This is a genomic window from Bacillus sp. 01N42_2 (assembly GCF_056399565.1).
The window spans coordinates 190,798-204,201 of sequence record NZ_JBFTRO010000002.1 but is presented as its reverse complement, the minus strand read 5'-3'; the positions used below and the strand labels follow the sequence as shown (position 1 = coordinate 204,201).

Genomic DNA, 13,404 nt, shown 5'->3' with positions numbered 1-13,404 from the left:
GTGAAGAACTTCAATAAGCAAATCACTTTATCGCTGAAAAATCCGTTTATTTTACATCATGACGTTTACGGAGAAAAAGTCCTTCCGGGATTGGCTTATATTGATATGTTTTATCAGATTTTCAAAGAGCGCGGGTATTCATACGACGGGCTTCAGCTGCGCCATTTATCCATATATCAGCCGCTTATTGCGAAAGAAGACAGCGCCGTCAAGCTTACGGTTGAATGTACAAAGGTAAAAGAAGGGCGCTGGAAACTGACCGCAAAAGGGGCTGAGGTCAGCGGCGGACGAGTGCAGCCGGACGAACGTATTTACGTCAAAGCGGAAATGCATGAGACGGCTCCCGCAGTTTTCAGTGACACGCTTGATCTTGACTCTGTCAAACGCGAGGCGGAACGCACCATCGATTTAAATGAGCTGTATGCACAATGCAGAAGCCAGGAATTGGTTCACAGCGGATATATGAAAGCAGAAGGAGAAGTGTTTGAGGAGCGGGACGGCGTCACCTTTGATTTATCGCTCGGAAAAGACGCGATGGGACAGGCCGGAGGGTTTTTGTTCCATCCGACTCTTCTTGACGGAAGCGGCGTCGGCGCAAACCTATTGATTTCATCGCTGTTAAATGGGGAAAAGAGGCTGTTTCTGCCTCTTTTCTATGAATCTTTTACAGCTTCCGAACCTTTGCAGGCCGGATGCATCACGAGAATCAAACGTTCGTCGCTCCGGCAGGAAAAGGAGCTCATTTACATTACACTGGAGTTTTTTAACGCATCCGGCCGGAAAGTAGCTGAGCTGAAAGATTTCACAAGCAAGCTCGTGAGGGATGCCGAGCTGATCAATACAGAACGAAAGACTGCTGAGAAGTCTCCTGAAAAAGCCGGTTTACCGGAAGTTGCGGCATCGCTTGAAGGCGGACACCCGCATGAGGAAGCAGAGCGGTATGTCATGAATCTGATGGCGGAAAAAATCGGCAAGCCGCTTGAACAGATTGATTCTCAAGTCGGCTACTATGAAATGGGGCTGACATCGTCCGGACTGCTTGACGTCGTCGAAACGATCAGCGAAAAAATCGGCGAAACCCTTTCACCGACTTTGCTGTTTGAATATACGACGGCAGCAGAGCTGGCAGCTTTCCTGACTGAGCAGCACGGGAGCCATTTCAGCGCACCTCAGGCAAAAATGGAGAAGCAGCCGCAAACAGAAAAAAGGCGGAAAAGCAGTGTGCCGCAAGATGAAGATATCGCCATTATCGGGATGGCCGGCCGCTATCCGCAAGCCGAAAATATTCACGAATTCTGGGAAAACCTGAAAGAAGGAAAAAACTGTGTCACCGAAATTCCGGAGTCTCGCTGGGACTGGCGCCGATTTGAAAATGTAAAGTCGCCTTCGGGAAAGAGCATTTCAAAATGGGGCGGATTTATTGATGATCCGGATTGCTTTGATCCTCAATTTTTCCGGATTACGCCGCGGGAAGCTGAAACAATGGACCCTCAGGAACGGCTGTTTTTACAAACATGCTGGGAAACGATTGAGGATGCCGGATATACGCCGAAGTCGCTCGCGGAGGCGCGCGGACAAAATAAGAGACAGCGCGTCGGCGTCTTTGCCGGGGTGATGCACAAGGACTATACGTTGGTCGGAGCTCAGGCTTCTTCTGAAGATCATGTATTCCCGCTGTCTCTTAATTATGCGCAGATCGCAAACAGAGTTTCATATTTTTGTAATTTTCACGGGCCGAGCATGGCGGTCGATACGGTCTGTTCATCTTCGCTGACTGCGGTTCACCTTGCTGTGGAGAGCATTCGGCGCGGGGAATGTGAATCGGCGGTTGCCGGAGGCGTCAACTTGTCACTGCATCCGAATAAATATCTGACATACGGTTTATGGGACATGTTTTCAACAGACGGGGTTTGTCATACATTCGGGAAAGACGGAGACGGCTATGTACCGGCTGAAGGAATCGGTGCCGTTTTATTAAAACCGCTGCGGGAGGCGGTAAAAGACGGAGACCGGATTTATGCGGTGATAAAGGGCAGTGCCGTCAATCACGTGGGAACAGTAAGCGGGATTTCTGTGCCGAGCCCGGTCGCACAGGCCGATTTAATTGAGGAATGCCTGGATAAAGCGGGAATCGATCCGCGCACGGTCAGTTATATTGAGGCGCACGGGACCGGAACGTCTCTCGGCGATCCGATTGAGGTTCAAGGCCTTGTCAAGGCGTTCCGCCAGTACACACAGGACAAACAGTTCTGTGCCATCGGATCAGTGAAGTCCAATATCGGCCATGCTGAATCGGCGGCGGGCATCAGCGGCTTAAGCAAGGTCGCCCTGCAGCTTCACTATAAAACGCTGGTGCCGTCTCTGCATTCCGAGGAGCTGAATCCGTATTTAGATTTTGAACAATCACCGTTTTATGTCCAGCATCAAACAGAAGCATGGCAGCAGCCTTCCGTGACGGAAGACGGAAACGAAACAGTATATCCGCGGCGTGCCGGGATCAGTTCTTTCGGGGCGACAGGTTCAAATGTGCATCTCATTCTGGAAGAATTTATTCCGGAAGAATCACACAGAACAAATGCTGAACCTGCGGAAGAACAGACATTCATTTTCCCGGTTTCTGCCCGAAACGAAGAACGGCTTAAAGCGTATGTTGCGAAGCTGTCTGCATTTATTCATCCCGGCGTGCCGCTTGAGGATGCGGCATATACACTTCAGGTCGGCCGTGAGCAAATGGAGGAGCGGGTTGTTTTCACCGCACAGAATATAACACAGCTTAAAGAACGGCTGGGAGGTTTTCTGGCGGGTCAAACGGCCGGCGGATGCTGGCGGAACAGAGCTGATAAAACGAAACAGGCAGAGCTTGCTCCTGACTTGATACATAAATGGCTTTCTTCCGGAAGTCTGGAGATGATTGCTGAGAAGTGGGCCGGCGGAGGAACGATGGATTGGAATCTCTTATACGGTGAAAACAAACCGAATCGGATCAGCCTGCCGACATATCCGTTTGAAAAAACACGGTATTGGGTGCCCGAGGCGGAAAAAAAAGATTCGTTACCGCAAAAAAATGCAGGCATGCTGCACCCGCTCCTGCATGAAAATGTATCAAACATGTCAGGCGTCCGTTTTCGGTCCTCTTTTAGCGGCGGAGAATTTTTCCTCAAAGATCACGTCGTCAAAAACGAGCGGACGTTACCGGGCGCGGCTTATCTGGAAATGGTCCGGGCAGCCGTTGAACACGCGGCAGAAACGAAAGAAGAAGGAACAGTCCGCCTGAAGCATGTCGTATGGATACGTCCGTTTACAGCGGCGGATGAGTCCGCAGAATTGTATCTCCGTCTTTATGACGAAGAAAATGGGGAGATGGGATTTACGGTTTATCGTGAATCGGCTTCATCAGAACAAGAGCCCGTTCTCTATGCGCAAGGAAGCGCGGCGTTTGTCCGGGCGGGCGAACCGGCGAAAATCGAGATTGACAAGTTGAGAGAATCACGTCGTCTGATCACACCTGACGCTTGCTATCAAGCTTATAAACAGATGGGGATTGAATACGGGGATGCTCACAAAGCGGTCACGGAAATCTATGCAAAAGACAGCGAAGTGCTCGCGAAACTCTCACTCCCGTCATCTGTTTCTCATACAAAAGATCAGTTTGTCCTCCATCCGAGCCTCCTGGATGCGGCATTCCACGCGACAATCGGGTTGATGCTTGATAGAGACGGAACTGACATAAGGCCGATGCTGCCGTTTGCTCTGGAGCAGATTGATGTGCTGAAAAGCTGTAAAAGCAATATGTGGGTTTCCATTGCGTACAGCCGCGATAGCAATCCTGAAGATGCCGTGCAAAAGCTGGATATTGATATATGTGACGAACAAGGCGATGTATGTGTGAAAATGACTGGTTATTCCGCACGGGAAATTGAAACGGATAAAACAGATACACTATTTTTTAAACACGTATGGGAAGAGAAGGCGGCTGTACATGAAAAAGCGCCAGTCCATTTCAAAACCCGTCACGTCATGATATCTGACCGGTTTACAGATCAAATGAACAGCATACAGACAGACTTCAGCTGTCATGTGCTCCGTGATTGGCATAAGAATGAAGACGAACGGTTTGAAGACTGTGCAGTTCAGGCTTTTGAAGAAGTGAAGAAAATCCTCGCTTCAAATTCCGGCGGGCGCGAGCTTATTCAGATTGTCGTGCCTCAAGAAGCGGATACGCAGCTCCTTTGCGGCTTAACGGGGCTTTTGAAAACAGCGGCGCTTGAAAACCCGAACCTGACCGGCCAGCTGATTGAAGCGGAGCCGGACGTCAAGGCAGACACGCTGTCACGATATGTAAAAGAATGCAGCGCTCACCCTGATGACAAGCATATTCGCTATGAAAACGGCAGGCGCTATACTGCGCAATGGCAGGAAACGGGTCTTGAACAGTTTGGCGCCGAAAAGCCGTGGAAGGATAAAGGTGTTTATCTGATCACTGGCGGTGCGGGCGGTCTCGGATTTTTGTTCGCCAAAGAAATCGCCCGGCATGCAAAAGACGCCGTTCTTATTTTAACGGGGCGTTCTGCGCTGGATAACCGTAAAAAAGCCCAGCTGCAAGAGCTGTCCGACCTTGGCGCACAAGCCGTGTACAAACAAACGGACATGACAGATAAACAAGAAGTTCAATCGCTCATAGCGGATATCTGCCGGCAGTACGGCGGCTTAAACGGTATCATTCACAGCGCCGGAACGATAAAAGACAACTATATTCTGAAAAAGAACAAAGATGAACTCTGTGATGTACTGGCGCCGAAAGTCTCCGGGCTGGTTCATCTTGATGAAGCATGTAAGGACATAGAACTTGATTTTCTGATTCTTTTCTCTTCCGGAGCGGGAAGCGCCGGAAGCGCGGGCCAAGCAGATTATGCGATGGCCAATGCGTTTATGAACGCTTTCAGTGAAAAAAGAAACCGGCAAAAGGCCCGAAATGAACGCCATGGGCACACTCTTTCAATCTGCTGGCCGCTTTGGAAAGACGGCGGGATGACGGTTGACGCCGAAACGGAAGCCATGCTGACAAAAGAAAGCGGCATGGTCCCTATGAAAACAGAAAACGGCATTCAAGCTTTGTACCGCGGGTGGGCAAAAAAGACATCCCAGATCATGGTGACGGAAGGCTACGCCGCAAAAATCCGGGCGTTTCTGAAAAAATCAGCGGAAGATCAAGAAGATACGGAAAGCGAAACAGAAGCATCGGCAGGCTTTTCATCAGGCGGAGAAAACATGCTTGCGGAAAAAACGGAGCATTTCTTGAAACAGGTGCTTTCGGAAGTAACCAAACTTCCTGTCGGCAGCATTGACGCCAAGGCGCCTATGGAAGATTACGGAATTGATTCGATTATGATTATGCATTTGACGGGACAGCTGGAAAAGAGCTTCGGTTCATTATCAAAAACATTGTTTTTTGAGTACCAGAATATTGAATCGCTGGCGCAATATTTTATGAAAGCACATCGGGACACGCTGCTGGAAGTGACCGGGATGAAAATGGAGGAACCCCCTGCAGCCAAACCGGATCTGCCGGAGAAAACAGAAGAAAAGCCTGTATCCTATCGCAGTGAAGGCAAAAAAGGCTTTGCGCAAGTCCGTACAGACACGCGGGAAAATCCAGTGCCGGAGCGTGAAGATATCGCGATTATCGGTATATCAGGACGATATCCGCAGGCCGAAAATCTCCAGGAATTTTGGAAGAACTTAAGTGAAGGCGTTGACTGCATAACGGAAATTCCAAACGATCGCTGGGATCACGGCCTTTATTACGACGCTGATAAAGATAAAGAAGGCAAGACGTACGGAAAATGGGGAGGATTTTTGAAAGACGTGGATAAATTTGATCCGCAATTCTTCTCAATTTCGCCCCGGGATGCAAAATTGATGGATCCGCAGGAGCGGTTATTTCTGCAATGTGTCTACGAAGCGATGGAGGATGCCGGTTATACGCGCAAAAAGCTGACCGGAAAATCGGGTGACCTGCAGGGCGCCAATGTCGGTGTTTACGTCGGCGTCATGTATGAGGAATACCAGCTTTACGGAGCCGAAGAACAGGCGCGCGGAAAATCGCTCGCCTTGACCGGAAATCCGTCATCCATCGCGAACCGGGCTTCCTATGTATTCGGTTTTAACGGTCCGAGTATGGCTCTTGATACGATGTGCTCTTCTTCTTTAACAGCCATTCACCTGGCGTGTCAAAGCTTGCGGAACGGGGAATGCGAGGCGGCATTTGCCGGGGGCGTCAATGTATCCATCCATCCGAATAAATATTTGATGCTCGGCCAGAACAGATTTTTATCAAGCAAAGGGAGATGTGAAAGTTTTGGAGAAGGCGGAGACGGTTATGTGCCCGGTGAAGGAGTGGGCGCCGTACTCCTCAAGCCGCTTTCTAAAGCGAAAGCGGACGGTGATCATATTTACGGCCTGATCAAAGGAACGGCCGTGAACCATGATGGAAAAACAAATGGGTATTCCGTCCCGAATCCGAACGCCCAAGCCGCGGTAATCAAACAGGCGTTAAAAGACGCGGGAACCGATCCGAGGGCGGTCAGCTACATCGAAGCCCACGGCACCGGAACTTCACTCGGCGATCCGATTGAAATCACGGGTCTGACAAAAGTCTTTTCAGAACAAACACAAGATAAACAGTTTTGCGCCATCGGCTCAGCAAAATCCAATATCGGGCACTGTGAAAGCGCAGCAGGCATCGCGGGGCTGACGAAGGTGCTGCTGCAAATGAAATACAAGAAGCTTGCGCCGTCCCTGCATTCCCGGACGCTTAACCCGAATATTGATTTTCCAAGTACGCCGTTTAAAGTGCAGCAGACGCTTGAAGAGTGGAAAAGACCGGTCATAAATGATAAGGAACTGCCGAGAACCGCGGGGCTTTCCTCTTTCGGAGCCGGCGGCGTCAACGCTCACATCGTCATCGAAGAATATACCGCTGATGAGGATAAAGAGACGGCTTTTGCCGCACCTCATCCGTCGATGATCGTCCTTTCCGCAAAAAATGAGAAACGGCTTCAAGAACGGGCGAAACGGCTTCTTGATGCACTGCGGAGCGGGTGTTACAAGGAAGCGGATCTGGGCCGGATCGCCTATACGCTTCAAACCGGCCGTGAAGCGATGGAAGAGCGTCTCGGTCTGATTGTCAGCAATTTGCGCGAGCTTGAAGAAAAACTTGACGGATTTACGGGCGGCAAAGATTCAATTGATCAGCTCTACCGCGGACAAGTCAGACAGAATAAAGACACGATGGCGCTGTTTGCGGCTGATGAGGACATGGAAAAAACCATTGAGGCATGGCTTGAAAAAGGCAAAGCCGCAAAGGTACTAGAGCTTTGGGTAAAGGGCCTTCTGCTCAATTGGGATAAGCTGTATCAAATGGGCAGACCGCAAAAAATCAGTCTCCCGGCTTACCCGTTTGCAAAAGACCGTTATTGGATCGACACATCAGCTGATGCAGCTGTCAAAAAACCGGTGGAAACAAAGCCTGCACCGATCGCACCGGAGGCCGCTCCGGAACCGGTCATTAAAGCAGCACCTCTTTGCGAGGAGACTTCGAAAGAAAAACCGTCCAACATTACATTGCAGCCTTTGAGCGGCACGGAATCAAAAAGAACGGAACAGCCCGCTGACCGTCCGGCGGTTTCCGTTGAAAAAGTAAGTGCCGAATTAACTGAAAGTTTGGCGGACGTTTTATATATGGATCCCGGCGATATCGACGCAGACGACACTTTTATTGATATCGGTATGGATTCAATCACTGGTCTTGAATGGATAAAGGCCGTTAATAAAACGTACGGCACGTCTCTTACGGTGACGAAAGTATATGATTATCCGACCATCCGCCAGTTTGCGGCCTTCTTGCAAAAAGAGCTCGGGACAGAACCGATCCTTGAGGAAGTAACCGAACCGCAGAAAACGGAGGCCGTGAACAAACCGTCCAACATACTTCTGCAGCCTTTAACCGCTCATAAGCAGCCGGTGATACAGGCAGAAGCGGATATTCTCGAGGCGATGTCTGAAACGGCAGCTTCCGCCGAACCGGAAGAACCGGTTGAAGCGGTGCATGACGAGTTATCGAAAGCACTTGCTGATGTATTGTACATGGAACGGCATGAAGTAGATATTGATGAGGCCTTTATTGACCTGGGCATGGATTCGATTACCGGTCTTGAATGGATAAAAGCCGTCAATAAACGGTACGGCACGGACTGTAACGTAACGAAAGTGTATGATTATCCGACCATCCGTCAATTTGCCGATTTTCTGCGCACGCAGCCGTCCATCCGCGGCAGAAAAAAACAGGCGGTTCCTGTACGTCCAAAGCCGCTTACGCAGGAGAAAACACCTGCCGAGCCGGAGAGATTAACGGTTCAAAAGGAACCTGAACCGGTGCAGGCCAAACGGGAGCCTAATGACGAGATGGCGGACGCGATAGCCATCGTCGGCATGTCGGGCAAGTACCCGGATGCGCCGGACCTAAAGACATATTGGGACAACTTAGCCCGTGCGAAAAACGCCATTCGCGATATCCCGCTTTCCCGCTGGGATGTAAACCAATACTATGATCCGGCCTTAAACAAGAAGGGCAAAGTATACTGCAAATCAATCGGTATGCTTGACGGCATTGAAGAATTTGATCCGCTGTTTTTTAATATTTCTCCGTCTGAAGCTGAACTTATGGACCCGCAGCACCGGATATTTTTACAGGAAGGCTTTAAAGCCTTTGAAGATGCGGGCTACAGCTCAAAAGAATTAAGCGGGAAAAATTGCGGCGTTTATTTAGGGATTATGAACAATGAATACGGCATGATGTTAAATAAACATCAGACAGGAGGAAGTGCAACGGGCAACAGTTTCAGCATCGCGGCGGCCCGCCTGGCGTATTATCTCAACTTGAAAGGGCCGGCGATTCCGATCGATACGGCATGCTCATCGTCTCTTGTCGGGACTCATTTGGCGCGTCAGGCGCTGTTGAATCATGAAATTGACATGGCGCTTGTCGGCGGCGTCACCTTGTATATAACGCCTGAATCATATATCAGCATGTGTGAAGCCGGAATGCTGTCTCCTGACGGCCAATGCAAAGCATTTGATAACAGCGCAAACGGATTTGTGCCTGGCGAAGGCGCGGGGGCGCTCGTTCTGAAGAGGCTGAAAGATGCGGAAGCCGATCAAGACCATATTTACGGAGTCATTATCGGATCCGGAATTAACCAGGACGGAAAAACAAACGGCATTACCGCCCCGAGCGCGAAAAGCCAAATGGATTTAGAGCGCCAAGTGTATGAAACGCACAACATCCACCCTGAGAGCATTACCTATGCGGAAATGCACGGCACCGGCACAAAGCAGGGGGATCCGATTGAATTAGAAGCTTTATCTTCTGTATTTAAGGAAAAAACGGACCGAAAACAATTTTGCGCCATCGGTTCGGTTAAATCGAATATCGGACATACGTCGGCGGCGGCAGGCGTAGCAAGCGTCCAGAAAGTCCTGCTGTCGATGAAGCATCAAAAGCTTGTGCCGAGTCTTCATTTCAGCACGCCGAATGAACATTTTGATTTCGATGACTCGCCTTTATTTGTCAATACCGAACTCAAACCTTGGGAAACAGGCGGAGCACCGCGTCGGGCCTGTGTCAGCTCATTCGGCTACAGCGGCACAAACGCTCATCTCGTCATTGAAGAGTACCAGCCGAAAGACCGGGGCAGCCGAAAACCTGATGAGACAAACATTTTTGTACTGTCGGCGAAAAAAGCGCCGCAGCTAAAAGCCTATGCCGAGTCGATGATCGAATTTACAAAAGCCAATCAGGATATCCATCTTTCAGATATGGCGTACACGCTTCAAACCGGGCGTGACGCAATGGACTACCGTCTTGCGGTTACAGCCGGTTCGAGAGAAGAACTGATCAGCCGTTTAACCGATTTTATATACAGCAATACGGGTGAAGGGATATATGAAGCCCACATCAAAACGGCAAAAAAAGAAATCAAAGCATTTGAAACGGACGATGATATGAAGCAGCTTGTCAGGTCATGGTTCGATAAGAAAAAATATGGCAATATAGCGGAATTGTGGGCAAAAGGGCTTCACGTGGACTGGAACAGACTCTATCAAGGCGAAAAACCACGCAGAATCAGTCTGCCGGCTTACCCGTTTGCCAAGGAGCCGTACTGGCTGCCTCAAGTGAAATCTGCATCGGAGGAAACGGAAGACCGGCGCGAAGCTGTACTTTTAGAAAAGCAGTGGGTTCCGTGTGAGATCAAGTCTGCCGATGAAAAAAGCGTTCAGAAGGTCATGATTCTGGCTGATGCAAGGACAAGGGGACTTGCCGAAGAGACTGCAAAGCATTTCGATGACTCGTTCATTCTCCCGATCGATTCGGCTGACACGTCAGCTGCCGATTGGAGCCGCATAGATGGCGCAATCGATCTGACGGGCTGCGGAGACGAAGACCTTTCACTGGAAGGGATCAGCCGGCTCCAGACTCTGATTGATACGAGCCGCCGTCAAGCGCGGCCGCTGACGCTGCTGTATGTAACAAAAGGCTTGGAGCCGTTTCAGCAGAAAACGATTCATCTCGCAGGAGCGGCAAAAAGCGGCCTGTACAGAATGCTGCAAAGTGAGTATCAAAACGTGACGTCAAGACACATGGATGCCGATACAGATACAAATCAGCAGACACTTGCCAAACAGATTGCGGATGAATTTTCAGCGGACAGCACAGAACCGGAAGTCTGCCTCCGAAACGGACAGAGATACCGCGCTGTATTCAGGGAGATTCCAAAATGGGAGCGATCAGAACAACAGCCCGCACCGTTCCCGGAAGATCATGTGCTTTTCATTACCGGAGGGACGAGAGGGCTCGGTCTTTTATGCGCACGCCATTTCACAGAAAAACACGGCGTGAAAAAAGTGGTGCTGACAGGCAGGGAGCCGATTCCTCCCCGCCATGAACGGTCAGCTGTGAATACACGGCTGAAAGAGAAAATACGGGCGATTGAAGCGCTAGAAGCAAAAGGTGTGCAAGTAGCGGTCATCAGTCTGAAATTGTCTGACCGTGATGCGGCGGCTGCGGAAATTGAAACGATCCGGCGCACGATGGGACCGATCGGCGGGGTCATTCACTGTGCAGGCTCGGTTAATTCAGTAAATCCGGCGTTTATCAGAAAGACTGCTGACGACATACAAGAAGTGCTGGAACCGAAAGTCGCCGGGCTTCAAACCTTAAGCAGCCTTTTTACAAATGATCCTTTGCGATTCTTCGTCTTATTTTCTTCCGTATCTGCTGTCGTTCCGGCGCTTGCCGCGGGGCAGTCGGATTATGCGATGGCAAATGCGTACATGGATTATTTCGCGGCTGCTCATCAGCATCAATATCCGATGGTCAGCATTCAATGGCCGAATTGGAAGGAAACCGGATTGGGTGAAGTCCGCACAGAAAGCCTGAAGCAGACCGGACTTTTAGGACTGACGAATGCGGAAGGGATTGACTTGCTGGACCGCATTTTGTCTGAAAACATCCGCCCGGCCGTTCTGCCGGCCATCGTTGACCGAAGCGGATGGCATCCTGACAGGCTGCTCAGTCAAAAGAAAAAACAAAAAGAGGCTGAAGCAGAAATAAACGGTCAAATCGAGGAAAAACAATCAGACTCAGACCTTCTTTTTGATACGAAGGCATGGCTTGTAAAACTGTTTTCTGATGAGCTGAAAATCGCTCCGGATGAACTGGAAACAGACGAACCGTTTCAGGATTACGGGGTTGATTCGATCATTTTAGCGCAGCTTTTACAGCAAATGAATCAAGCGCTCAAAAAGGACTTAGATCCGTCTGTTTTATATGAACATCCGACGATTGACGCGTTTGCCGAATGGCTTGTATCCAACAGTCAGCCGCTGCTCACAAGGAAGGAACCTGATGCAGAAACCGCGGTTCCCGCCAATGTGCAAACCGTTCAAGCTGAACAAAACCGATATGCCGAAAATGAAGACATTGCCGTCGTCGGAATGAGCTGCCGCTTTCCGGGAGCGGAATCGTTAGAACAATATTGGGATTTGCTGAGAAACGGCAGGTCCGCGATCGGCTCCGTGCCGGCCGAACGATTCGGTTACGAAAATCAGTATGTTGCGGGCTTGATTGAACATATGGATCACTTTGATTCCGATTTCTTTTTCATACCGGAAAACGACGCGAAAGCGATGGATCCTCAGGCATTGGCGGTGCTGGAGGAAAGCGTAAGGCTTTGGTGCCATGCCGGCTATACCCGTGAAGAAATCAAGGGTATAGAAGCCGGTGTGTATATCGGAGGCCGCAGCCAGCATCAGCCTGATCCTGAAAGCCTTGCGAATGCCCGCAATCCGATCGTTGCGGGCGGGCAGAACTATTTAGCTGCAAACGTTTCGCAATTTTTTGACCTGCGGGGGCCGAGCATCGTGCTTGATACGGCTTGTTCATCGGCTTTGACAGGAATGAATATGGCCGTACAGGCACTGAGAAGCGGCGATATCAAAATAGCGGTAGTCGGCGGTGTCAGTATGCTGAACACGGATGCGGCGCACCGGATGTTCCAAGAGCGCGGGCTGTTAAACGAAAAACCGGTATTTCATGTATTTGATAAGCGTTCAGGCGGCGTTGTCCTCGGAGAAGGCGTGGGCATGGTGCTGTTAAAAACGGTAAGCCAGGCGCAAAAAGACGGCGACACGATACACGCAGTCATTAAGGCCGCCGCCATGAATAATGACGGCAGAACGGCAGGACCGTCAGCCCCTAATGTTCAGGCGCAAAAAGACGTTATGCAAAGCGCGCTTTTAAAAAGCGGTAAGAAGCCAGAGGATATCACTTATATCGAAGCAAACGGATCGGGTTCCGCTGTGACTGATTTACTTGAGCTGAAGGCGATTCAATCCGTATACCGCTCAGGTCAGCATGTTCCGCTCGGCATCGGGTCAATCAAGCCGAACATCGGGCACCCGCTTTGTGCAGAAGGGATCGCAAGCTTTATAAAAGTCGTATTAATGCTGAAACATAGACAAACAGTTCCGTTTCTCTCAGGGGATGAACCGATGCCGCATTTTGATATAACAAAGACCGATTTGTATTTTGATAAAACAGCCGGCGAATGGGCTGCAGCCAGACCGTCTGCAGCCATCAACTGCTTTGCCGACGGCGGAACGAACGCCCACGTCATTTTGGAAGCTTGGGAAGAAAAAGATACCCGACTGAAAAGAAAGCCGCTGCCTGCACCGTCATTAAGACGTAAGGGTCTCGTAAAAGAACCTGATGCACCGGTGAAGAAACAAGAGCTTCCTGCCAAGAAAATGTTCTGGAAAGCATTTAAATAGAGAGGAGTGGGAAGA

Annotated in this window: 1 protein-coding gene; it reads left to right on the top strand. The window is 50.0% G+C overall.

From position 1 onward, the window contains the following. Complete coding sequence (locus AC1DN5_RS04775; RefSeq protein WP_366969367.1) at nt 1-13,389, top strand: type I polyketide synthase; 13,389 nt, start codon at nt 1-3, stop codon at nt 13,387-13,389. Nucleotides 13,390-13,404 lie beyond the last annotated feature (15 nt).